The organism is Synergistaceae bacterium (assembly GCA_017443945.1).
Lineage (GTDB): Bacteria > Synergistota > Synergistia > Synergistales > Aminobacteriaceae > JAFUXM01.
This window is the reverse complement of sequence record JAFSXS010000028.1, coordinates 1-23,542: the sequence shown is the minus strand read 5'-3', so window position 1 is coordinate 23,542 and position 23,542 is coordinate 1. Positions and strand designations below refer to the sequence as shown.

The following is a 23,542-nucleotide window of genomic DNA, read 5'->3' as shown; positions in this document are numbered from 1 at the left end:
GCATGGTGCAGAGAATTAAATATTACAGCGTGGAAAATGTATTTGGCCGATAAGAAACCCGATATTTACGCATCACCCGCACTCGCTGAAGATTTATCAAATTTGCCGCCCGCTTATATAATGGTCGGAACTCTTGACCCCTTCAGAGACGAAGATATTATTTACGCACAAAAATTAATGCAGGCCGGTGTACCCGTTGAACTTCATGTGATACCGGGAGTTACTCACGCATTTGAATTAACATTCACTGACTCGCCCATCAGCATTAAGGCAAGAAATGAATATATTAACGCGCTCGCAAACGCATTAAAGTAACGCAAAAAAAATTCCCGGCCTCACGTTCAAGACCGGGAAAAAATTATTTATTCGCTTCGTCGAGAGCAGCATTTAACGCACACACCGCGCAAGTTTCTTTCGGGCTGTGAAGAGTCCCGCACTTAGGGCACGCTACCATATTAGTTTCTGACGCAAATAATTCTATTTTATGGCAATCGGGGCACTCGTAAATGTCAACGTGAACCCTGTCTGCTTTCAAAAACGCGCTTCCCATAGGATAACCAGTTTCTCTGAGCTTTAACTCTTTATGACATGTAGGACAAATTTTTTCTGCCATTGTTATATAACAACACCTTTCACAATTTTTCGCAATTATATCACGAGTCTTTGCGGTTAGGATTGCTAGGGAACCACCCGCGCGCAACTCTTTCTTTCTGTTCTCTTAATTCACGAATGCACCATAATAAGCAGCACGCAAGAACACCGAGAATCCCCGACAAAATTTCATTCGCAGTCATTAACGACCACGCACCGGAAATTAACCCAAGCACAAGGAAGACCGGCCAAATTTTATATGAGAAATAATATTCGCATTTTACGACTACAGGATGAAGAACGCCGATTATTATAAAACTTGTTACGCCGATTATTATTCCTGAAAAATTTATCACGTCAAAAGCCGCCCCCTTGAACTCCTAGACACGCGCGAAAAATAAAATATGTCAGTACAGTTAAAGCAATTATCACGCAGGGAGTAAAAAATTTTCGGGTTAATATTTTGCTGAATTGATAGCCCGCTAATGTAAAGAATGCAAATATAGCAAGATTTTCAAGAATTGCAGCGATAAAATTTTTGTCATAATCTACAAATGCAAATTGGTTGCGCAAAGTTATATAGCTCATAATATCTGCGTTAATGAATACATAGAGTCCGTAACCTGATAATATTATTGCTAGAACAGCAGGCCAGCGCGATTTAATTTTTCCTGCTATCATTGACCAGTGCAGCCCCGTGTGAATCCCCATAAGCACAAAACTTAAATACGAGCTTGACAAGTGCGAGACCCTAGCAAAAGAAATCAACGACTCAATATTTAACGCCGGTAAAGTCTCAGACATTATTATCCCGCTGAAAATCGTAAGTGCTAAAGAAATCATCAGCGAAATATTTACTAGAGTCCTGAATGCACGCATCAAATTATATTTTCCCCTGAATAACGCAAAGTACCAGTTACGATTTAAATATGTATGAATAATAACAAGCGCCCCGAATATCATGCCTAAATACTCGTGCGCTTCATGTTCTGCGACCTGCAATGACATTAACAGCATTAAATCAAGAGTCATCGCAATGTCGATTATGATTCGTAGTGCAAAAATTTTATTTGCCTGCCTTTGCGTTTTTGTCGATTGCTTCCCAGAGTCCCATTAAATATTCTGCTCCGAGTGCGCGATCATAGAGTCCGTAGCCCGGTCTGCCTTTCTCGTCCCAAATCATTCGTCCGTGATCAGGTCTTATATAAGTGTCGGGGCATGTCTCGTAAATTGCCTTCATGATCTCGTATAAATCTAAATCGCCCGTGCATGACAAGTGAGCAGCCTCTCTGAACTTGTGATAGCCTAAAAATTTTACGTTCCTGACGTGCATAGAGCCTATACGATTCATTTTTCCGAAGTGGCGTATTATTTCCGGAATATTATTATCAGGATTCGAACCTAATGAGCCCGTGCACAAACAAACAGTATTTGCGGGAGAGTCATGTAACGCGATAATTTTATCGTAATCTGCTTGAGAGTGCGCGATTCTTGGAAGTCCGAAAATAGGCCAAGCAGGGTCATCAGGGTGGCACGCCATTTTTACGCCGACAGACTCACATACAGGAATAACTGCATCAAGGAAATATTTATAATGCTCGCGGAGTTTATCGGGAGTCATGCCTTCATATTGTTTTAACGTCGTCTCAAGTAAAGCGAGTCTCTCAGGTTCCCAGCCCGGCAAAGTGAAGCCATGTGACTCTTCTGCTGTCTTCTTGACGATTTCAAGCGGCCCCATTTCGCCGAGATCCTTCTCATCAAAATAAAGGCTGTTAGATCCATCTTCAGGAATAACGCGCGCTAAATCAGTTCGCAGCCAGTCAAAAACGGGCATGAAATTATAAATTATCACCTTCACGCCGTATTTCGCTAAATTCTTGATTGTCTGGATATAATTTTCGATGTACTTATCGCGCGAAGGAAGACCCATTTTTATATCTTCATGAACGTTTACGCTTTCGATTACTTCAAGTTCGAGTCCTGCTGCGTGAACTTCATCAACGAGCGATTTAATTTCGTCCTCCTCCCAAAGAACTCCGGCGGGTTTGTCAAGTAGTCCCATTAAGCCCGTAACGCCTGCAATTTGTTTGATGTACTTCAACGGAATCGGATCCGCTTGACTTCCATACCAACGAAATGTCATTTTCATGATAAAAAATTTCCCCTTTCTGATGTCTTGAATGAATTATTTATATTGTACAGGATTATTAATTTTACGTGAATGTCATTTTTTCCGCGTGAAAATCTTTAATGATGTCTAGCAAATAAATTTTACAGCTGGGATAATATACAAAAATTTTGCAGGGAGTGATAATTTTATGATAATCGTATCGAAATTCGGCGGAAGTATCACGGCAAACTCAGAAAATTTAATCAAGGCCGCAAATATAATAAAATCTAATCCCGACCGCTGTTACGTAATTGCCTCTGCTCCTGCCCAGACACTTAAATCTTCAGGAATAACTAATTTATTATACATGTGTCATTCGAGCTGTAGTCATAAAGAAAATTATCACGAAATCTTGAATCAAATTTCAGCACATTACAGCGAAATAATTAACGGCCTCGAAATAAATTTTGACTTGGACGCAGAAATTAAAGCGTTGGACAAAGATTTACTCTCCGGGAAAAATTTAGACTTCATCGGCAGCCGCGGTGAATACATTATGGGAAAAATTTTCGCAAGTTATCTCGGATGGGACTTCATCGACGCAGCAGAAATAATTTTCTTCAACGACGACGGGACATTGAATCAGGAGAAAACTTTTTTAGCAGCAAACAAGAGACTCAAATCTCTAAAACATGCAGTAATACCGACTTTTTACGGGTCAATGCCTAATGGTGAGATAAAAACTTTTTCACGCGGAGACGGCGACTCATCCGGTGCAATAATAGCGTGTGCCGTTAATGCTGACTTGTTCGAAAAATGGAGCGAGACCGCAAAAACTTACAGCGCAGATCCCGCAGTAATTCCCGATTCAGAAGTAATCAAGAATATGACTTACTCTGAAGCAATAGAATTAAATTATATCGGAATAAATATAATCATAGACAGCGTTTTATTTATGCTGAGAGATTCAAATATTCCCCTGAAAATTTGCAGCATTAATGACCCGGATTATAGCGGAATGTTAATAAGTGCCAATCTCCCCGAAAATATTTCACGAGGTGCAGCAATGTGCATAGCAGGACGCAGAAATTTTGACGTTATCCACATCGAGAAATACGGATTGAATAAAGAATTTGGGTTCGGCGAAAAATTGTTCGGACTCTTTGCGAGTCATCACGTCCCTTGCGAACATTGTTTATCGAGCATTTATAAAATGTCCGTCGTAATAAAAAATTTAATGTTCAATTTGCGTTATAAAGAAGTAATCAGCGACATCAAAAAATTAATTAACCCAGACTCCATAACAGTAGAGAAAAATTTATCGTTAATTGCTGTAATCGGTCAGGGAATGGGCACGGTTTACGGAAAGTTTGAGAAAATTTTTGCTGCACTTGCCGGCGCTCATATAAACGTAAGAATGATAGATCAAGGCTCGGACGACCTTAATATAATTATCGGGGTAGCTGACGAAGATTATAATAACGCCGTAAAAGCACTTTACGAGAATGTCATTATCAAGAAAGACGAATAAAATTTTTGAGTGTGTTTACTCTGCAACGTTAATTTATACTGACGCATAGAATGAGTAGTTCCCACCCGCCCGCCCGACAACGTGTACTCTCCGCACGTGCAGAAAATTTTATTTACAGCACTAAAGATAACCGCCCAGAATACCGAGAATTAACACAAAATAAGAGGCACAAAATTTTATCGTTGAGAGGAGTGAACACGATGATAGGCAGAATTTCAGGGCAATATAATTTAGACGCTCTGAACAATAAGAAATCAAAGCGCAATATTTCTTACGGCGGGAATTTTTCAGCAGAGTCAGACAATGCAAATATAAGCTCATTCGGCTCACTGCTCGCAAAGGTAAACGCTGAAATGAAAAATATTCCTGATGTCCGTGATGATGTCGTGGCAGACTTTAAGGGGAAAATCGAGTCAGGGACTTACAATCCCCCGTTAGACAAAGTAGCCAACGCCTTAATAATTGCGGGAATGCTTGATCTTGAATAATAATGCGTGCCGAAGTTGAGAATTTAATTAACGCCGTTCTTGACGAGGCAGATTGTATAGATGACCTTGTTGACGCAATAAGAGAACAGCGCGAGGCAATGAGGACAGCCGACAGTGAGTCAATTAATGCGCTCATGGATGAAATACGGGATATTTTCTTTGACGCACAAACCCGTGAGTCTCTCCGTAACGACCTCGCAAAAAAATTAGCTGCAAAATTTTTGTGTGAACCTAAAGCAAGTTCTCTAGCGTCAAAAATGGATAACGACGAACGCGCAAAATTCGACGGGGCTGCAAATAGGTTAACGCAGTCCGTTTTTGTCTTAAAATCTGAAATGTTGATTATTAGCGGCCTTATCGACCAGAACGAAAAATATACTGCAATGCTTCTTTCTGAATATCGCAGAATTTCAGCCGGCTCTGGAGGAGACGTTGCACAGGCTGGTTCGGCTGATTTCAGGGGGTAATTAAAAATGGGCAGTACTTTCGGAGCTATGGAAATGGGCAGAAATGCTCTTAACGCTTTTAGACTCGGTATGCAAACGGTTGGTCATAATATTTCAAATATGGGCACTGAGGGTTATTCACGTCAGCGCGTAAATTTTGTTTCAGCTGTTCCTATGGATTTGCCGAATATTGGCCAAGTCGGTCAAGGCATGAATGTAAGTTCTATCGAGAGAATCCGCGATGAATTTCTCGATTTTCAATTTAGGGACACTCAATCAACTTTAGGCTACTGGGAAAAACTCAACGATTTATACGACAACATACAGCTTTATATTGCAGAACCGGCTTCGAGCGGCATTCGTTCGGCAATGGATAATTTTTTCACGGAGCTTCAGACAGTACAGCAGGCACCGGAGGACACTTCAGCAAGACGGAGTCTCGTTGAGTCTGCTCGTTCGGTCGGGAATATGCTTTCAGGACTCATCACAAATTTCAACACTTATAATTCGTCGATAAATTTAGAGATTCAAGACTCAGTTACTCAAGCGAATCAAATGCTATATGACATCGCAGCATTAAATCACGAAATCGGCAAGGCTGAAGCACTCAATCAGAACGCTAATGATTTACGGGATCAGCGCGATTTATTAATTGATAAACTCTCGAAAATTGTAGACATTTCCTATAATGAGCCGTTAGAGTCAAATGGTGTGCCGGGAGAATTTTTTGTAACTCTCAACGGAAAAACGCTCGTTCAGGGAAATAAAGTCCGTGAGTTAAAGGCTCATGCGTTCATGTGGGATAATCAAGTTTATTACGATGTCCAAGTCGCGCAGAATGAATTTGACATTGTCGAGAATCCTGACGTAGCAGACATTTTAGCAACAGGCCCGGAAGGAAATTATCAATTATCAGTAGAAAGAATCGCAAACGGCGTTGAATGGACTACAGGCGGCGGCGATGCTCACTGCTTAGAGACGAGAGCGGCTGTTACATCAAGTTTTGAGAACGGGATAATATTAGATTACGATTCTTCAGCTGCTACACCGTATAAATTATCGTTCAGGAGTCTTGACCTTGACGAGACCCCAAATATTTTAACGATCAAAATCGACAAAGACGAATCCGCCGGAGGTTGGAAATTACGCGCAGAAATCGACGGAGAGCCGGAAAAAGACTCAAACGGTGATGTAATTTATGAGACTGTAACGGGCGATTTAGATATCAGCACTCTTGCAACGTTCATAAATAATAAAGCAAGTAATAACGCACTGGGAGTAACTATAAATCTTGAAGTTACAGCAGACACAACAAATAATACTCTCGAATTTCGCACGACTTCAATAAATGACGAGTCCCCGCTTGAAATTACTGATTATTCCGGAATGTTAGGAACTTTGACGGAGCTTAAAGCAGAATTAACCGGCGTTAACATGAGAAGCAGACCTCTTGACCCCGACGACGCATTAAATATTTCTGGATCTTTCCGGATTCAAGTCGGCACGCAGGGGCCTAGAGTTACATCAAAAATTTTTAACGACAATCAAGGACTCGGACTCGCAAAAGGTGAAATTTTACCAGAAGGCAGCGCGGGTGAGAAATATACATTTAGAATCGGCGTATCAGGAGATCAAGTCGATATTTCAGCGTCATGGAATAATTCGACAGGAAAATGGACTCTCAGCAGCGATTTGGGAAATTCAATAACGGCAGGCGCGACTCTCACGGCTGAAACAATGACTCAATTTATTTCTGACACAATTGCGAAATCAAAATCTTCCGGAGGCTGTGAGGAATTTGCAAAATTAACTGTCGTATCAGGCCCGGCAAATGGAACTAAGACGCAATTTTATATAGAGTCTCGTGATAGTCATTTACTCTCGATTTCTGACGTAAGTGGCGATCTAGCGTCAAGAATGGGAATCGTAAATGATAACCCTGCAATTACTATAGATGTAGAAACAACAGACAGCCTCACTACCATACGCAACAAAATCAACGAAAAATATCAGGAAGAATACGGCATAACAGAGCCTGAACAATGGGTTCACGCGTCAATTCATCAAGATAAGGATCAATCATATTATTTGACGATTTCAGCCGATGTCGCCGGAGAAGCGCAACGCATTACGTTAATGGGTTCAGAAGACGGAAATATGCAGGTTTTGCGGAGACTCGGACTCACAAGAAACGAGCAGATTACGCTTGATAACATTCTTGATGACAACGGAGACCCCGCAACAGGTTATCGCGAAGTAGCTTATATCCCTTATGACGGCATTGCAGAAGACGCAGCTTTTTCGTTAAATGGAGTGCGTTATTTGTCAAGTGATAATATGTTCAATGAGGCTCGGCGAATCCCGGCAGCAGGAACTACAACAGATTACAGCGCAAAAAAATTAAGCGAGGTCAGCGAGGGAATGTGGTTCAACCTCAAAAGCACAGGCGTTACAGGAATCACAGTAAAACATCATGTGCGCGGAGGTTCAATTAAGGGACTCGAAGAAGCTAGAGACGGACTCATCCCGAATCTAAAATCTTCACTTGACTCAATGGCTTATAACCTCGCAAAAAATATGAACGCTATACAATATTCAGGTTACGGAATCGCGGCAGACATTAATACAACCGGAGTAGCATTCTTTAACACTCTAGGCACTAAAGCAGGCGCATCAACGAAATTAACTATCACGGATTTAATCGAGGCTGACCCTTCATTAATCGGCGCAGCAATGGGCAAGAAAAACGATGACGGCAAAGCAACAACCGGCACTTCCGGCGGATCAGGAGACGGGACTAATGCTTCAAGAATGGTAAATCTTAACTGGGCAAAGGTTGCAGGAGACGGAACTATGACAATCGCAGGAATCTATGACTCTATGCTGTCTGAAATAGGTTCTGAGGCCTCACACGCAAAATTAATGTACACGACTCAAGCTACAGTGAGTGAACAAATTGACTCGCAGCGTCAGGCAGTGCAAGGCGTTAACATCGATGAGGAGTTAATGGACATGATAATTTTAAATCGTGCGTTCGGTGCGATGTCGCGCTACATTACGGCAATGGACGAAATGTTGAATACTTTAATTAACGGATTCGGGCTTGTCGGCCGATAAATAATATGACCCGTTGAAAGTTTGCGGCTCTTCCGGAAGGAGACGGGAGAGCATTTATTATATAGAGAGCTTTATTTAAAGAAGGAGAAAAATTTATCATGTACAGCCGTTTAACAACATCAACAATGTATGGGAGTCTGTTAAGCTCATTGCAGGAAAGCCAGCGCAATGTGCAGGAATTACAGAAGCAGATCGCTACAGGAAATAAATATACAAGTCTCGCAGATAATCCGTCGGCTATTTCGCGTTCACTCTCGATTCAGTCGGCATTAACTGCAAATGCTCAATATCAGGAAAATACTAATAATGCTATAACACTTTTACGACACGCAGACAGCGCATTAAATAACGTTCTTGACGCAGCTCAGGCAATTAGAAATTTGGTCGTAGAAGCTAGCGACGGCGCATTAGACTCGAGTCAATTACGGGACATTTCTGACCAGATCGAAGCAAACAAAAAAATTATGCTCGACAACCTCAACACAAAAGTTGCAGGACAATATATCTTCGGAGGTACTGACACAACGACCCGCCCGTTTGTAGAATTATCTGACGGCAGCATTCAATATCAGGGTTCAGACGACAGAATCAAATACGCCCTTAGTGATAGTTTGCTGGGAGACGTAAATTTTTCCGGAAGTGATATCGTCCCTACTGATGAGAATACTTATTTTATTTGCTCGCATTATGTGCCTATTGACTGGGTGTGGACAGGCCGCGAAGAAAAAGTACAAATCACAGTCGGAAACCGCACACTTTCTGTATTTATTCCGGAAGATTGGCAGGACTACGACAGCAACAAAACTAACTCAGGCAACGTAAATTATTCTGATGACAACGGCTACAGAGACCCAAACGAAGTATCAGGAATCAGCCTCGACGATTTAGCAACGATAATAAATAATTCACTCGAACAACAGGGAGCTGATATGCTCGTTCATGCGTCAATCGAGAAAGATTACGAAAACGGAGTCCAACAAATGATTTTACGCAGCAACACCGGCGAGAAAATTGGCATAACCGGCTGGCCCGATACTGATTATATGCCTATGGAAGCGACTTTAACGAGCCTTGAAATTGATGATAACACGTGGGACAAAGTTATTTATGATGATTCAAATTTAGGCGGCACAAGCGGCTTAATGGGCACTACAAATATAGTAGGCTGGCACGGTACAACAAATTCCGGAACTCTCACAATTTCAGTAAACGGAACTGATTACGATTTTGATTTATCGCAATATACAACGTCTACAGCTCTTATTGATGACATAAATTCTAAAATTTCAGGTGCTGGCGACGGGACTCCATTTGCGTCAATGACTTCCGGGAATCTTTCGGGACGGTTTATTTTCCAGCTCCCGAACAAAGACGATAACAACAACGGCTCAATTGATGACAGCGAAGTCAATACAATTACAGTAACAGGCACGGGCAACGCTTTAAATGAGTTATTCGGGACTTCTGCAAGCTCAATTACAAGCACGTCAAGCTCACTTACCATTAAAGTAGGCGACAAGGACGCAAGCACAGCAAAAATTTTCATCAATGAAGGCGACACCCTCGAAGAAGTTGCAGACAAAATAAATGCTATTGCCGGCGTTTATTCGCGTACATCGGGAGACGGGACAAGATTAATTGTTACTGCTCAGAGAACCGGACAATTACCCGACGATAGACTCGCAATTAATGAGGCGTTAGAGGCGTTAAATTATCCCTCAATTACGATAACAGGAGACGGCGGAGCATTAAACATGTTCACATTCGGCACCGACAACGCAGTAAAAGCACAATATACGAACCGCATACTAGATCACAGCCATATTGATATATTTGATTATCTCGGTATGGAAACGGCAATGAAGAGCCGCGAATTTAACCCGCAGAACGAAACTTTTACAGTTAAACAAGGTGAACAACTTCACTGGAAAGTCATGAGCGGGGGAAAATCTGTCGAGATAAAATTAAATCCCGGAGATTACAGCCTTGATTATATTGCAGATAGACTCAAGAATGCCGGTGCAGGCTGGCTTGAAGTTACAGTCAGTGAGGACAAAAACGACGATTGGGGACGCGGGACTCTTGACTCGGAAGAAGCGACTCAAAGACTCGTAATCAGAGGCTTTAACGGCGAACAAGTTTTATTTCTCGACATGAACTCATATAATTACGCTGACAAATTAGGACTCTCTACAGCTTTACGAACTGACGCATACACCGACACAGCAGCAGGAACCGGCACAAAATGCGTTAATTTCCCGTCAGCCCCCTGCGTTGATGATAATGTCGGGATTCAATTACGCGTACAAATGAATTGCGGAATGACCTACGACGTTAATATCAAGCGCGCAGAAGTAATAAACCCTGAAACGGGCTTTGTTGATAGAAATAAAGTCATGCGGGCAATAGTTGACGGCGTGAACTCTCAAGCAGGCGAGTCAATAATGGGATATAATGCACACGTCGACAGCACCGGCTCAGAGCTTGAAGACTCGTCAGCGATTTATTTTCTTTCCGGTGAAGCGTTTACAGTTGTTGATATGCCGTTCTCTGATCCTGAATGGAACGATTATTCAGGCGGTATTGCTGCACAAATGGGGATTCACGGCGGAGTAACTTCAAACTTGAAGAAAACTTTAATCCCAATGAAGGATAACGCAACCTTTGACGAGGCATATTCGGACGCGAGCGAAAATTTCAGAGAAGGAACTATAAGATTTGAGAATCTCGGCCACTCCGTAGAAATCGACGTAAGCGCAGACGACACAGTGAAAGATATTATGGATCGCTTAAGGATTCAGGCGGGGGACTGGCTCTATGTAAATTATTATGACGAACATATGGGACAGGACGCAACACGCAACACCGGCGATTATCCGTTAATAGCAATTTCTTCTGTCGACGGTTCAGCAGTGAATATAATCGACGTTAAAGGCCATATCGCACAGGACGCGCTCGGAATTTCTACAGGGATTCAAGGCCGGTTAAACTCTGACGGAACATCAAACGGGATCATGAATCTTGAATGGGATATAGAGAATCAAACTTTCCCGGCGACAACTCTTGAAATTACTGTAGCAGGATATTCACACACTATAGATTTAACAGAACTGCGGGACATCACTAATGACAGCGTAATAAAAGCTGATGACCTCACAGAATTTATTAACGCAAGAATGCAGGATTATGACGTTAGATCCGAAATCAACGAAGATAATGAGCTTGTACTCTGGTCTAATAGGGGCTATACAGTAGAAATTAAATTTTTGGATGACAGCGGAAATGATATTACTGTCAGCGATTTTCTAGGCGATGAGACATTACAGCGCACTTATTACAGAGGCGGCTATAATCTTGAGGGAAATTCTTACGGGACGGACTCGCGCGGACTTGACTCGAGCAGCATTTATGACTCAGGCATTCACACTCAGAACGCAACAATCAGAAGCGGAGCTAATACGGCCAAACAAAACGGTTTCGGCGTAATAAATGACATCGTCGCAGCAGTCAACGCAGGCAATAGAGATGATTTAGTCGAGAAAATGATTCCTAAGATTGACAATTTCATCAATAATATTTTAACGGTCATGTCATCAAACGGGGCATTGCAGGCACGTTATAACTACAATAACGACAGACTCACGAGCGAAAATGCAATCATGACAGAAAATTATGATACTCTCGTGAAAATTGACCCCGCCGACGCAATATCGCAATTAATGGTAGCTGATTATATGTATCAGGCAAATTTAGCGATTATTTCACGATTGATTCAGCCATCATTACTCGATTTCTTGAGCTAAAAATTGTTAGTTGTCCATCCCGCTAACCCCCACCCCTCCCCCCTGCCCCCCTCCCAACCCCGAGGGGGGATTCTTGTGTAGTGCTATAATTCATACAAAATTTTTCATTCAGGAGGCGTTAACCTCATGGCAGTAAATCTCAGAGGCCGTAATTTTTTGACTCTAATGGACTTCACAACCAACGAGATAAATTATTTGCTCGACCTCGCTGCAGACCTCAAAGCTAAAAAACGTGCAGGGATTCGCGGTAATTCTTTAGCAGGAAAAAATATCGCGTTACTATTCGAGAAGGCTTCAACCCGTACCCGCTGCGCATTAACAGTCGCGTGCATTGACGAAGGTGCACACCCGGAATTTCTCGGAAAAAATGATATTCACTTGGGCGCAAAAGAAGATCTCAAGGATACAGCCCGCGTGCTTGGCCGAATGTTCGACGGGATAGAATTTCGCGGATTCAAACAGGAAACAGCAGAAACACTCGCAAAATATTCCGGCGTGCCAGTCTGGAACGGTCTAACAGATATAGATCACCCGACTCAAGTCCTTGCAGATTTCTTGACTCTGCGTGAGAATTTCGGAAGATTACAGGGACTCAAACTCGTTTATCTCGGCGACGGACGCAATAACATGTCAAATGCTCTTATGACAGGCTGCGCAAAAATGGGCATAAATTACGTCATAAGCTCACCCAAAGAATTAGAACCCGACAAAAATTTACTCGCAAAATGCCGCGAAATCGCAACACATTCAACTATCGAAATAATAAATGACCCCTCAGAAGCCGTAAAAGGTGCAGACGCTCTCTATACTGATGTGTGGGTCTCAATGGGCGAAGAAGCACTCAAGGAAGAACGCTATAAATTATTGCAGGGCTGGCAGGTCAACTCGCAATTAATGAACTCAACCGGCAAAGAATCAACAATTTTTCTGCACTGTTTACCCGCTGTCAAAGGCTGTGAAGTAACAGAAGAAGTTTTTGAGTCAGAACGCTCAAAAGTTTTTGACGAGGCAGAAAATAGAATGCACACAATTAAAGCCGTAATGGTAGCAACTCTCGGAGCATGACAGACAAGACAACCACACGAATAATTTTGCGCGGAAAACTAGACTCACTCAACGCACAAATAATTTATTTGCAGTCAGGCTCAAATAATCCGGAATTTATTGCGGATTTAGAACAGGTGCGCGAAATTGTCAGGAGTCTCCAAGCGTGCGAGGCAAGAGACGAAATTTTTGACGGGCGATTAACTTTATTCGGGCTTGACGAGGACGAAATACACAAACGTTCGCACAATCCTAAAAATTTTTACGGGATCGGCCATATTTTACCCGCTCACGAAATGGGCAGACCTGCAGCAAGTATAAATTTATTGCGGACTCTTGTGCGTGAAATTGAGTTAATTTCGTGCAAAACATTCATAAATGACGAGCTTAGAATCAATCATGTACTTAACAGATTAAGCAGTGCGCTATATATTATGACCTATAAATATTTACCTGAAGGCTATAACAAGACAATTAGCTTCACTAAATCGAAAGAAGGGAAATAACTCATGAGCAAATATAAATTTGAGACACTGCAATTACACGTAGGCCAAGAAACAGCAGACCCGGCAACTGACTCTCGTGCGGTGCCTATTTACGCTACTACTTCATACGTTTTTAAGGACTCGGCGACTGCTGCAGGGAGATTCGCTCTGACTGAACCGGGCAATATTTACACGCGCTTAATGAATCCTACAAATGACATTTTCGAGAAAAGAGTCGCTGCTCTCGAAAGCGGGGCGGGTGCGTTGGCTGCTGCGTCAGGTTCGGCAGCGATTACTTATGCGGTACAGAACATTGCGACGGCGGGCTCTCACGTTGTATCTTCTACTAATCTTTACGGCGGAACATTTAATTTATTCGCTAACACTTTGCCCGAACAAGGAGTAACAGCAACATTTGTAGACCCGTCCGACCCTGAAAATTTCGAGAAAGCAATCAAACCTGAGACAAAATTATTGTACGCAGAGACTCTCGGCAATCCTAATTCTGACGTTATCGACATTGAAGCAATAGCAAAAATTGCACATAAACACGGCCTCCCGCTCATAATCGATAACACTTTTGCGACACCGTTTTTGTGCAGACCGATTGAATACGGCGCAGATATAGTCGTTCATTCAGCTACAAAATTTATGGGCGGTCATGGGACAGTGATGGGTGGAGTAATCGTCGACGGCGGAAATTTCGACTGGGCGCAAAATGACAAGTTCCCTGGACTCTCAAAGCCGAATCCTTCATATCACGGAATAATTTTCACGCAGGCAGCCGGAAGACTCGCTTACATTACAAAATTGCGTACAACTTTAATGCGTGATCAAGGAGCTTGCATATCGCCGTTTAACTCGTTTTTATTGCTGCAGGGACTTGAGACTCTTTCACTAAGGGTAGAGAGACACGTTTTTAATGCGTTGAAAGTTGTAGATTTTCTCAAGAGTCATAATCAGGTCGCGAAAGTAAATCACCCTTCATTAGAGTCAGGCAGGCAGGGAGAATTATACGCGAAATATTTTCCGAACGGCAGCGGCTCGATCTTCACATTTGACATTAAGGGCGATGCGAACACGGCGAAAAAATTTACTGAGAGTCTAGAATTATTCTCGTTGTTAGCAAATGTTGCCGACGTGAAATCGCTTGTGATTCATCCGGCATCTACGACTCATTCGCAGTTGTCAGAACAGGAATTACTATCATGCGGAATTAGACCTACAACTATAAGACTTTCAATCGGCACAGAACATATTGATGACATTATTGCAGATTTGCAGAAGGGCTTTGACGCTGTGAAATAATCAGCAGGAAATTTTATTTTTTCGGGGGAGTAATTTTTTTGTATTGACAGCTCCCCCTTTGTGTAATAATGTTATAATTATCTAAATTCTAACAAGGGAAGTACGACAATATGAAATCTTTAATGCGTAAAATATTGCTGTATGTGTTTGTCTTGTCATTGCTGGCAGTACCGGCACACGCGGAATTTTCTGCACTTGAACGCGGAACTACAGCAGGAAGAATTATTTATTCTGTCTCTGATGATGCATATCGCACTAAAAACGGGCAGGCAATAACAGAAGAAGCTATATCCGGACTCAGCTCTAAAGATTACGGAAAAACGGGACTTATTGCAGACGGAAATTCGCGGCTCATTCTGCGTTATCAGTCATCACAGCCCGGCACTGTAACATTCAGCATATCACCATCAATGACAGGCTCAAGACTTGAAAGTTTAGCAGCTCGACAGGAAATTACAGCACCATTAAGCACAGTAAGCACAAGTAACGGCTATCAGGTTTCGGCGGTCTTAATCGCTCCTGAGACATGGCCGGAAAATATTACTTATCCGAGCGGAAATTTCACGGTTACAGCAGCTTTTACACCGTCAGCAGGAAATACAATAACAGAAACTCTTGATCTCACTCTTAAGGCGCCTTCAATAGTTTTGATTCACGGAGCATTCGGAACTAATGAAAAAATGTTCGGTTATACTGAAGGCTCAAATACTGGAGTATGGCACAAGCTCGAAAACGCCGGATTAAACGTAATTAGCTGGAATTATGACAGCTCCCAGCCGCCAAAAACTTTAATCGCAAGCAACACCAACGGACTCGCGCAGATAATTTCTGACACTCTCAACGCACTTAATAAAGACGGATTCGCAGCGACAAGAGTCGATCTTGTTACACACAGTTCAGGCGGATTAATGGCGCGTCAATATTTGCGTAATGACACTGACACAGGCAACAAGACAGCAAACTCTTACGGGCTCGGAACAGTGCGCAGAGTCGTAATGATAGCTTCTCCCAATCTCGGAACACCTATAGGATCATATCTTTCCGGTAATTTTTCGAGTCTTCCGTCGTCGTGGCAGAACTGGCAGGCTAAATCATTCTGGGAAGGTACCGGCTACAATCTCATAAAAATGCTCGCAGCAAACAAGAGCTATTCTGACGAGGTTATGACCGATTTATCATTAGGCAGCTCATATATCGCGGGGCTTGGATATCCGGGGATTCCGTTTCATTCGATTTATGGCAAAATAAAAGCAGACGAGTCGAAAATAAACCAGCTCTTTGACAATGTCGTGAATCAAAATGTTGTAGCTTTGAAAGAAATTAACTGGCTTCCCGAACGTCTTGTTGAAAGTCTCACTTCATCAAAACTGGGTATAATCAGCGGAGTTCTTACGACCATGTCTGACGATATAAGATTTAAAGAATTACTCGGTGCGTTATACGGCAATGATGACTATGATTTAGTCGTATCAGAGACAAGCGCAAAGGATAAATTTCCTTCAAATGCTTTTACGTCATTCGAAGGACTGGAGACTCATAATCACCTCGTGATCGCAAAACAGGATGATGTCGGCGACAAAGTATTAACACTTCTCAGGGGCGGCAGAGAAAATTTCAGCATAAACACGGCTTCAACGGCTGAATATGACGCAGCTTTTGACAGGGCAGCAGACTCATTCGCTAAATATCTCAGAATCAGCGAAAATAATGACCTCAGCGAATATCTTGACCCTTCAATGCTTCTTGACATATCAGACCCGCAAGATGAATATATGGGCGGAGATGAAGAACCTGTAATACAAAGCGTTAAACTTTCGGGCAATTCATCTTTAAGTTTCAGCGATGATATTTATGTTATTCTTGAAGACGGAGAAGGCGCAGCAAAATTTTTCGTGATGAACCCGACAGACAAAAATTCATTTGATGTTGAAATATGGGCAGACACCGAAAATAAAGGAATCTATAAAATCTCGTATTTCACAGTTCAGAACGGCAAGCTGAAGATTTCTCCGACCGGGATAATTGCATATGCTCCGAAATTCAGCAGCACTATAACGCCAAATGTTTACTGGTCATCAGAAGGAAATATTTACGCTCATGCCGGCGATGAAATTTCCGCAGGACTTATCGTTGAGGCTGAAGGCAAAAATTATGACATCTCAGCGCCTGTTCTCGGTGTTGTGTCATATGAAATTTCTGATTCAGGTGTTGCGGAAATTACAGATTTCGGATACATTAAGGCACTCAAAGAAGGCGAGACGACAATAACTGCAACTGCTTACGGCCAGACAGTGAGTATAAATTTCATAGTCAAGCAGTCAACATCAGAAGCAGACACAACAAATGATATTATTATTTCAGATTCAGATGAGAATAACGGCATTCCTTCATCAAGCGGAGGATGTAATACATTACCGGGAACATTAATTATCTTGTCCGTAATGATGTTATTCGCGAAAAAACGTTAAGCACAAAAAATTTCCCGGGATCAAATCAGGTTCCGGGATTTACTTTTTATTAATGATATAAACACGATTAATGCTCCCAGCAATATAAATACGTCAGAAAGATTAAATCTTACGTCAATTAAAAACGGTGAGTCTATCCAGTCAATCACATAGCCGCAAAAAATTCTTTCCAGCAAATTAGACAACGCACCCCCCGAAATTAAAGCAAGCCCGAAACGCGCTAATTTATTCATCTTCACGAGCAGGCACGCACAAAGAATTATCACGCACGCAACTATCGCGAGAGTCAAAGCAGCTCCCGGAAAATCCTGCATTATTCCGAAAGCTACTCCGGGATTATGACTCAATTCTATAGAATCCCGCAAAAAATATCTCGTCAAATTCTCGATTATGAGACAAGAAATTATTATTATGAGAGACAAAATTTTTGTATTCCTTTCGCGACTCCGTCCTCATCACACGAACTTGTAATATAATCTGCAATTTCTAAAGCCTGCGGACAAGCGTTTTTCATGGCGACTCCGATTCCTGCTGATTTAATCATGCTGATATCGTTTGTGCCGTCCCCAAATGCCATAGTTGACTCAATATCAATATTTAAGTATGACGCAAGAAATTTTAACGCGCTGCCTTTATTTGCTGACACGTCATTAATTTCTATATTGTTCGGAACTGAAGTCGTAAATAAATTATGAGGAAATACAGCCGGCAAAGAGTTTAATAGATTCAGACGCAAATTATTATCAAGCGTGAAAATCTGCATTTTCTGAATCCCCTTTTTATTTGCGCATATAAAATCGTGAAGATCTTCAACCGGTTTTCGTGAAGCCTTTATCATTGAATACTGCCATTCACCGACCGCAAAATCTTTCGCAGACTCGTAAAAATCGCGCCTCATGTAGCCTTGACTGTCAATAACGCAATCATAAAAAATTCCGGGTATGTCATCAAAGACTCGCGACATCAAAGCAGCACGCTCAAAGGGTATCTCAAATTTTGCGATAGATTTATTTTGCTGAACATCAAAAATTTCTGCGCCGTTAAGTGTTATAGCATAATGAATGAAGCTCAAATTTCGTAATTTCTCAGGAACGACGCTCCAGAATCGCCCAGTAGTAGGCACCAATTCAATATTTTTTGCTGCTGCCTGTTCGAGTGCGTGAATATTAGCGGGCGTTATTTCCTTCTTCGAGTTAAACAAAGTATCATCGAGATCAAACGCGATTAATTTTATATCTTCCATGCCTTGGCACCTTCATTTAAGCGGGACTCAAATAATTTCATTGTGCGTTCAAATGGTTTGCGGTCAGTTAGGTCGACTCCTGCACGACTCAAAATATTCAGCGAATAATCACTGCCGCCGCTCTGCAAAAATTTCAAGTATTTGTCAACTGCTCCGTCCTCGTGATTTATTATCGCCGACGCAAAAGCACTAGCCGCCGTGAAGCCCGTAACGTATTTATAAACGTAGAAAGCTGTATAAAAATGGGGGATTCTTGCCCATTCCGCGCAGAGTTCGTGATCAATTTTCATATCAGGGCCGTAACAGTCAGAATTTAATTTTTCCCATAATCCGCACATATAATCAGGAGTCAAAATATTTCCTGACTCGGCGTAATTGTGAGTCTCGCGCTCAAAGTCTGCGAACATTGCTTGACGGTAAAAAGTAGTGCGCACCATGTCATAATAATAATTCAGCAGCCATTTTTTATTTTCTTGACTCTTTGCGTTGTTTAACATGTATTCGAGCAATAAGGCTTCATTTGTTGTAGATGCTACTTCAGCTAATAAAATCGTGTAGTCTGCGTAAACCTGCGGCTGATTCTTGCGTGAATAAAAACTGTGCAGACTATGCCCCATTTCGTGAACAAGCGTAAAAACGTCTCGCAAAGTCCCGTTATAATTCAGCAAAACATAAGGCTGAGTCCCGTAGCTGCCCCATGAGTAAGCACCTTTTCTCTTGCCTTTGTTCTCGTAAATGTCGATCCAGTGTTCAGAGATTCCGCGCTTGAAATTTGCGATATAGTCATCACCCAGAGGCGCAAGAGCCTTTAACGCAAGTTCGACAGCATCATCAAATTTTATTTCTTCAGCAGGTTCGCTTGAAATGGGAACGTTCAAATCGTAAAAATGAAATTCATCGAGATTCAACACTTTTTTGCGGAGTGAGACTAATTTATGCATTAAAGGCGCGTACTCTTTTGCGGTGTCGACCACGTGATTATAAACGCTTTCGGGGACGTTTTCGGCGAATAAAGCCATGTCGAGGGAGTTATTATATTTTCTTGCCTGAGAATAAAAAATGTCGCCCTTCACTGAACCTGCGTATAATGCTGCGATTGAGTTCTTAAATTTTTCGTAAGTTCCATAAATGCCGGTGAAAGCACTTTTTCTGACATCGCGATTTAGACTCCGGCTGAATTTGTACCAGCGTTCTTCGGTTAATTCTGTTAAATTGCCGTTTTCGTCTTTAATGTCGGGAAATTTCATATCTGCGTCGGTCAAGAGTGTAAAAGCGTTATCGGGCACGGAAGTTAATTCACCTGTTTTTGCGAGCAAATATTCAAGTTCCTGCGATAAAATGTGCTTGCGTTCTCGTAATAATTTCCGGAAAAAAAATTCATAAATTTTTAAATCCGGGTGATTCTTTATGCAGCTGTCAATATAATCAACGGGCAATGACAAAATTTCGGGTTCAAAGAATGCGGCTGACGACGAATATTTTACTAGCAAATTTTCAGCAAGTCCGGCTAATTCCATAGGTTTTGACTCGCGTAAATCTTCATGACTCTTCATATTAGCGTAGACATATAATTTATTTAGTTCGAGTGATATTGCTTCATCGTCCTTAATGAATGCTAATAAAGTTTCAGCGCCTTCACCGAGTTTGTCGGAATATTTTTTTATCGCGCTGATTCGTGATTGAACGTCATTAAAAGCGTCCTGCCATTCGTCAAAAGATTTATAGATTTTCTCCAAGTCCCATTTAAATTTTTCGGGAATATCTTTTCTTTCTGGGACCTCGTTAATTTTTCCGCTCATGTAAAATTTTCTCCTGAATAAATTTATTTGACTCTATAATTTATTGAGTCAGCAATTATTTATTATTATAGCTGTAAAACTCGAATATCAGTAAAAATTTTATTTCGTCAGCAGGCTCACTACTATAAATTAACGTCATGAATCAAACCTGTACACTATAAATAATGAAAATCTCATATTGTTTTTTTCGCAGTACATAATTTAGAATATCATAAACGATTCTAAACAGGAGGAAAAATTTTTATGTCAACAAAATTAACGTGAGCTGAAAAATTTTATGCACGTGCTGCAGACTGCCGCGTTAATTCATCGTTGCTGTAACTTCCCGGCAGTAATCCATCAATAAATTTCGTGATCTAAGGGATAATTTGTCCCTCAAGATAAATTTTATAGTAGGAGTGATTCATTATGCGTAAATTTTTAGGCGTACTCCTTGTAATTGCAGTAGTATTATCATGTTCGGCTGCATTCGCTGAGTACAAAGGCAAAGTAACATTTAATGTGTCATTGAGAGATTCGGACAAGGCTTCAAAGGCTGAATTATGGCTCCCATACCCGCTGTCAGACGCAAATCAAACAATTACTGACGTTGATATAAGGTCTAACGGCGCTAAAATCGGAGTCGAGAACGATCCCAAAAGCGGAGCTGTTTATCTCCATGCAATTTGGAAGAATCCGAGAAGGACTCCGACTCTTACTATGAGCTTCAGAATCGACTCTCATTACGCAAAAAATACTAACCTCAAGGAAACAAAAGACGCTTTCCCCGCTGAAGTATTGAAATATTTGCAGGCGACCCCCTCACTTCCAATTGATAAAGGCTTCTGTGCTGATGCAAGCATGGAATTTATCAACAAACCGACAGTCTTAGAGAAGGCGCAAGGGATTTATCGCTGGGTACTTGATCACACGTTCAGAGATGAAAGCGTAAAAGAAGGCTGCGGACTCGGTCTTCCCATTCGTACAATTTCAGAGAAGAGCGGCGGCGGAAAATGTGCGGACATCAGCTCGGTATTTGTTGCACTTGCTAGAGCTTCAGGAATCCCGACAAGAGATGTTTACGGATTGAGAGTAGATCCGGCAAAGTCAGGCGAAATTACCGGAAATTATCACTGCTGGACAGAATTTTATTTACCCGGAACAGGTTGGGTAATGGCTGACCCTGCAGACGTCCGCAAAAAAATGCTGAATGAAAAAATTGAGAAGGTCGACGACGCTAAAAAATGGGTTGATTTCTTCTGGGCCGGCGATGACTTGTTAAGAATCGCACTCAACAGAGACACACGCGAGACAGTTTTAAGCGACGCTACAGCAAAGACTCCGTTAACATATTTCATGTATCCGTATGCAGAAATTGACGGGAAAGTTGTAGACTGGTTCAGCCCGAAAACATTTGAGTTCACTGTAAAACTTGATCTCGACTAAATAATTTATGCCCTGCCTTGTTAATAGACGGGGCTTTTTTCTTGTTCGCGAAATGAAATCAAAAATTTTAATTCTTTCAGGCTTTGTAATTGCGATAGGAGCATATTTTATTTTTCCGGCGTACAAAAATTTTATGGACATGACGTTTTCTGCGTTTGCGTCGGGAAATTTTGAGACAATGCGCGATTTTGTTGCTAATTACGGAGCTTATGCCGCAATAGTTTCATTTTTCTTGATGATCTTGCAGTCTGTAGCTGCTCCTCTTCCTGCGTTTATTATCACGCTGGCAAATGCGAATCTTTTCGGCTGGGTAAGGGGTGCGGTTTTATCATGGTCTAGTGCGATGGCTGGAGCTGCAATTTGCTTTTATATCGCGCGGATACTTGGCCGTGATACAGCAGAGAGACTCACGAGTAAAGCCGGCTTAAATTCGATTGATAAATTTTTCGAGCGTTACGGGACTCACAGTATATTAATTGCGCGGTTATTACCGTTTATATCGTTTGATTTAGTGAGTTATGCAGCTGGGTTAACGTCAATGAAATTTTTGCCGTTCTTTATTGCGACAGGACTCGGACAATTACCGGCGACTATTGTATATTCATATGTCGGAGGAATGCTAACGGGCGGTGCAAAATTATTGATGACGGGCTTGCTAATTTTATTTGCGTTGTCGGCTGTTGTAGTGATGCTGCGTCAGATTTACAGGGAGAAGCATAAAAATTGAGTCGTTCTATGAAGCTGATAATATTTGCGGTTCTGCTGACGATAATTTTAGTGCTTGCTTATTATTTCGGGTTGCAGGAAAAATTTATGAAGTCAATTCCCGAATTTAAGTCATTTGCGGCAAAATATCCGGTTTACTCAATGATTATATATATTGTTGTAACGTCATTGTGCTGTGTTTTGCTTGCGATGCCGGGGGCGTTTTTTGCGGTTGCTGCCGGAATATTATTCGAGCCTTTTACGGGGACGCTGCTTTGTCTGATTGCGGCGACTTTAGGTGCGGTGCTGGCGTTTCTTGCAGGAAGATATTTTTTGCGTGACTCTGTAAGGCCGTTGCTTGAGAAAAATTTAACGCTCAAAAAATTTTTGTTCGACGATACTGAACACAGCGGAATAATTTTATTGATGATAACTCGTTTAGTGCCGTTATTCCCGTATAATTTGCAAAATTTTGCGTATGGACTCACTGATATAAAGCTGCTTCCATATACGATTTACACGTTTTTATTTATGGCACCGGGGGCGGCTGTTTTCACGTTGGCTGCTGCGGGAATAGGGGACTCTGAACGAAGAAAATTATATTTGCTGCTTGCGTTGGCTCTGGGAGTTGTAGTTTATGTGATAGGGCGGTTATTGCACAAAAAATTTGTGAGCTGAGATTAAAATATTGCGATGAAATGAGGCACAAAATATCGGGCGTTTGCTTTGACCTGACAAAAAATAAATCCCCTGCCGTTAATGTCATGACAGGGGAAAAATTTTATTTCAAGCCTTCTGCAATTGTATGACATATAGTTTTAATGTCGCATAATTTGATAATTGACTCTCTTCCTTCGCGGGCTAATTTTTCTATTTCATCTTCATGGGTGCAGGCGTATAAAAGATTTTGCGCGAGCCCGTCTACATCATCAACCTCACTGCCGAGCCCAAATTTGAAATCTCCGGTTAGTTCTTTGCT

Annotated in this window: 21 protein-coding genes; 13 read left to right on the top strand and 8 right to left on the bottom strand. The window is 41.7% G+C overall.

Annotated features, from left to right (window positions below; translation table 11 throughout):
- Positions 1 to 315, top strand: a 315-nt coding sequence (locus IJT21_03300; GenBank protein MBQ7577277.1) for an alpha/beta hydrolase fold domain-containing protein, incomplete at its 5' end; no start/stop codon positions are given.
- Between the two features lie 43 nt (positions 316 to 358).
- Here the strand turns inward: IJT21_03300 and IJT21_03295 are convergent.
- The 4 genes from IJT21_03295 to uxuA are packed head-to-tail and all read right to left on the bottom strand — an operon-like array spanning position 359 to position 2,740.
- Positions 359 to 613 (bottom strand): hypothetical protein, encoded by a 255-nt coding sequence (locus IJT21_03295; protein ID MBQ7577276.1) that lies wholly within the window; start codon positions 611 to 613, stop codon positions 359 to 361.
- 40 nt (positions 614 to 653) lie between these two features.
- On the bottom strand, positions 654 to 947 hold the full coding sequence (locus tag IJT21_03290) for a DUF4491 family protein (GenBank protein ID MBQ7577275.1): 294 nt from the start codon (positions 945 to 947) through the stop codon (positions 654 to 656).
- 1 nt (position 948) lies between these two features.
- Positions 949 to 1,623, bottom strand: coding sequence for a DUF4405 domain-containing protein (locus IJT21_03285; GenBank protein MBQ7577274.1), 675 nt, complete (start codon positions 1,621 to 1,623; stop codon positions 949 to 951).
- A gap of 34 nt (positions 1,624 to 1,657) precedes the next feature.
- A complete protein-coding gene (gene uxuA, locus IJT21_03280) occupies positions 1,658 to 2,740 on the bottom strand; it encodes a mannonate dehydratase (protein MBQ7577273.1) in 1,083 nt (360 codons plus the stop codon).
- A gap of 169 nt (positions 2,741 to 2,909) precedes the next feature.
- Between uxuA and IJT21_03275 the strand changes: the two genes are divergently transcribed.
- The 9 genes from IJT21_03275 to IJT21_03235 all read left to right on the top strand — a co-directional run bounded on the left by IJT21_03275 (position 2,910) and on the right by IJT21_03235 (position 17,391).
- On the top strand, positions 2,910 to 4,232 hold the full coding sequence (locus IJT21_03275) for an aspartate kinase (protein ID MBQ7577272.1): 1,323 nt from the start codon (positions 2,910 to 2,912) through the stop codon (positions 4,230 to 4,232).
- Between the two features lie 200 nt (positions 4,233 to 4,432).
- Positions 4,433 to 4,720 carry a flagellar biosynthesis anti-sigma factor FlgM gene (locus tag IJT21_03270; protein ID MBQ7577271.1) on the top strand — a complete coding sequence of 96 codons (288 nt, stop codon included), beginning with the start codon at positions 4,433 to 4,435 and terminating at the stop codon, positions 4,718 to 4,720.
- Between the two features lie 2 nt (positions 4,721 to 4,722).
- Positions 4,723 to 5,187 carry a flagellar export chaperone FlgN gene (flgN, locus tag IJT21_03265; GenBank protein ID MBQ7577270.1) on the top strand — a complete coding sequence of 155 codons (465 nt, stop codon included), beginning with the start codon at positions 4,723 to 4,725 and terminating at the stop codon, positions 5,185 to 5,187.
- 6 nt (positions 5,188 to 5,193) lie between these two features.
- Positions 5,194 to 8,283, top strand: coding sequence for a flagellar hook-associated protein FlgK (gene flgK, locus IJT21_03260; GenBank protein ID MBQ7577269.1), 3,090 nt, complete (start codon positions 5,194 to 5,196; stop codon positions 8,281 to 8,283).
- A 98-nt stretch (positions 8,284 to 8,381) separates the two neighbouring features.
- Positions 8,382 to 12,086 (top strand): flagellar hook-associated protein FlgL, encoded by a 3,705-nt coding sequence (flgL, locus tag IJT21_03255; protein ID MBQ7577268.1) that lies wholly within the window; start codon positions 8,382 to 8,384, stop codon positions 12,084 to 12,086.
- 126 nt (positions 12,087 to 12,212) lie between these two features.
- Positions 12,213 to 13,151, top strand: a complete 939-nt coding sequence (argF, locus tag IJT21_03250; GenBank protein MBQ7577267.1) for an ornithine carbamoyltransferase — start codon at positions 12,213 to 12,215, stop codon at positions 13,149 to 13,151.
- Positions 13,148 to 13,636 carry a hypothetical protein gene (locus IJT21_03245; GenBank protein MBQ7577266.1) on the top strand — a complete coding sequence of 163 codons (489 nt, stop codon included), beginning with the start codon at positions 13,148 to 13,150 and terminating at the stop codon, positions 13,634 to 13,636. Before argF ends, IJT21_03245 begins: the two co-directional genes overlap by 4 nt.
- Positions 13,637 to 13,639: 3 nt before the next feature.
- On the top strand, positions 13,640 to 14,923 hold the full coding sequence (locus IJT21_03240) for an O-acetylhomoserine aminocarboxypropyltransferase/cysteine synthase (protein MBQ7577265.1): 1,284 nt from the start codon (positions 13,640 to 13,642) through the stop codon (positions 14,921 to 14,923).
- Between the two features lie 110 nt (positions 14,924 to 15,033).
- Positions 15,034 to 17,391, top strand: coding sequence for a hypothetical protein (locus IJT21_03235; GenBank protein MBQ7577264.1), 2,358 nt, complete (start codon positions 15,034 to 15,036; stop codon positions 17,389 to 17,391).
- 20 nt (positions 17,392 to 17,411) lie between these two features.
- On the opposite strand, the gene IJT21_03230 is transcribed toward IJT21_03235, so the two are convergent.
- The 3 genes from IJT21_03230 to pepF are packed head-to-tail and all read right to left on the bottom strand — an operon-like array spanning position 17,412 to position 20,433.
- Positions 17,412 to 17,813, bottom strand: a complete 402-nt coding sequence (locus IJT21_03230) for a signal peptidase II (protein ID MBQ7577263.1) — start codon at positions 17,811 to 17,813, stop codon at positions 17,412 to 17,414.
- A complete protein-coding gene (locus IJT21_03225; GenBank protein MBQ7577262.1) occupies positions 17,801 to 18,634 on the bottom strand; it encodes an HAD family phosphatase in 834 nt (277 codons plus the stop codon). Before IJT21_03225 ends, IJT21_03230 begins: the two co-directional genes overlap by 13 nt.
- A complete protein-coding gene (gene pepF, locus IJT21_03220; protein MBQ7577261.1) occupies positions 18,622 to 20,433 on the bottom strand; it encodes an oligoendopeptidase F in 1,812 nt (603 codons plus the stop codon). Before pepF ends, IJT21_03225 begins: the two co-directional genes overlap by 13 nt.
- Before the next feature lie 408 nt (positions 20,434 to 20,841).
- Between pepF and IJT21_03215 the strand changes: the two genes are divergently transcribed.
- The 3 genes from IJT21_03215 to IJT21_03205 are packed head-to-tail and all read left to right on the top strand — an operon-like array spanning position 20,842 to position 23,241.
- Complete coding sequence (locus tag IJT21_03215; protein ID MBQ7577260.1) at positions 20,842 to 21,858, top strand: transglutaminase family protein; 1,017 nt, start codon at positions 20,842 to 20,844, stop codon at positions 21,856 to 21,858.
- Between the two features lie 52 nt (positions 21,859 to 21,910).
- Positions 21,911 to 22,585, top strand: a complete 675-nt coding sequence (locus IJT21_03210; protein ID MBQ7577259.1) for a TVP38/TMEM64 family protein — start codon at positions 21,911 to 21,913, stop codon at positions 22,583 to 22,585.
- A gap of 8 nt (positions 22,586 to 22,593) precedes the next feature.
- Entirely contained in the window at positions 22,594 to 23,241 is a 648-nt protein-coding gene (locus IJT21_03205) for a TVP38/TMEM64 family protein (protein MBQ7577258.1), read from the top strand.
- A 103-nt stretch (positions 23,242 to 23,344) separates the two neighbouring features.
- Here the strand turns inward: IJT21_03205 and IJT21_03200 are convergent.
- The coding region (locus tag IJT21_03200) for a hypothetical protein (GenBank protein ID MBQ7577257.1) at positions 23,345 to 23,542 on the bottom strand (198 nt) is incomplete at its 5' end.

What these genes read in the sequence shown, in the direction of transcription:
- IJT21_03205 (MBQ7577258.1), top strand. Translation starts at nt 22,594, where the DNA reads ATGAAGCTGATAATATTTGCGGTTCTGCTGACGATAATTTTAGTGCTT.
- argF (MBQ7577267.1), top strand. Translation starts at nt 12,213, where the DNA reads ATGGCAGTAAATCTCAGAGGCCGTAATTTTTTGACTCTAATGGACTTC.
- flgL (MBQ7577268.1), top strand. Translation starts at nt 8,382, where the DNA reads ATGTACAGCCGTTTAACAACATCAACAATGTATGGGAGTCTGTTAAGC.
- IJT21_03285 (MBQ7577274.1), bottom strand. Translation starts at nt 1,623, where the DNA reads ATGACTCTTGATTTAATGCTGTTAATGTCATTGCAGGTCGCAGAACAT.
- IJT21_03245 (MBQ7577266.1), top strand. Translation starts at nt 13,148, where the DNA reads ATGACAGACAAGACAACCACACGAATAATTTTGCGCGGAAAACTAGAC.
- IJT21_03225 (MBQ7577262.1), bottom strand. Translation starts at nt 18,634, where the DNA reads ATGGAAGATATAAAATTAATCGCGTTTGATCTCGATGATACTTTGTTT.
- IJT21_03240 (MBQ7577265.1), top strand. Translation starts at nt 13,640, where the DNA reads ATGAGCAAATATAAATTTGAGACACTGCAATTACACGTAGGCCAAGAA.
- pepF (MBQ7577261.1), bottom strand. Translation starts at nt 20,433, where the DNA reads ATGAGCGGAAAAATTAACGAGGTCCCAGAAAGAAAAGATATTCCCGAA.
- IJT21_03210 (MBQ7577259.1), top strand. Translation starts at nt 21,911, where the DNA reads ATGAAATCAAAAATTTTAATTCTTTCAGGCTTTGTAATTGCGATAGGA.
- IJT21_03215 (MBQ7577260.1), top strand. Translation starts at nt 20,842, where the DNA reads ATGCGTAAATTTTTAGGCGTACTCCTTGTAATTGCAGTAGTATTATCA.
- flgN (MBQ7577270.1), top strand. Translation starts at nt 4,723, where the DNA reads ATGCGTGCCGAAGTTGAGAATTTAATTAACGCCGTTCTTGACGAGGCA.
- IJT21_03235 (MBQ7577264.1), top strand. Translation starts at nt 15,034, where the DNA reads ATGAAATCTTTAATGCGTAAAATATTGCTGTATGTGTTTGTCTTGTCA.
- IJT21_03295 (MBQ7577276.1), bottom strand. Translation starts at nt 613, where the DNA reads ATGGCAGAAAAAATTTGTCCTACATGTCATAAAGAGTTAAAGCTCAGA.
- uxuA (MBQ7577273.1), bottom strand. Translation starts at nt 2,740, where the DNA reads ATGAAAATGACATTTCGTTGGTATGGAAGTCAAGCGGATCCGATTCCG.
- IJT21_03275 (MBQ7577272.1), top strand. Translation starts at nt 2,910, where the DNA reads ATGATAATCGTATCGAAATTCGGCGGAAGTATCACGGCAAACTCAGAA.
- flgK (MBQ7577269.1), top strand. Translation starts at nt 5,194, where the DNA reads ATGGGCAGTACTTTCGGAGCTATGGAAATGGGCAGAAATGCTCTTAAC.
- IJT21_03270 (MBQ7577271.1), top strand. Translation starts at nt 4,433, where the DNA reads ATGATAGGCAGAATTTCAGGGCAATATAATTTAGACGCTCTGAACAAT.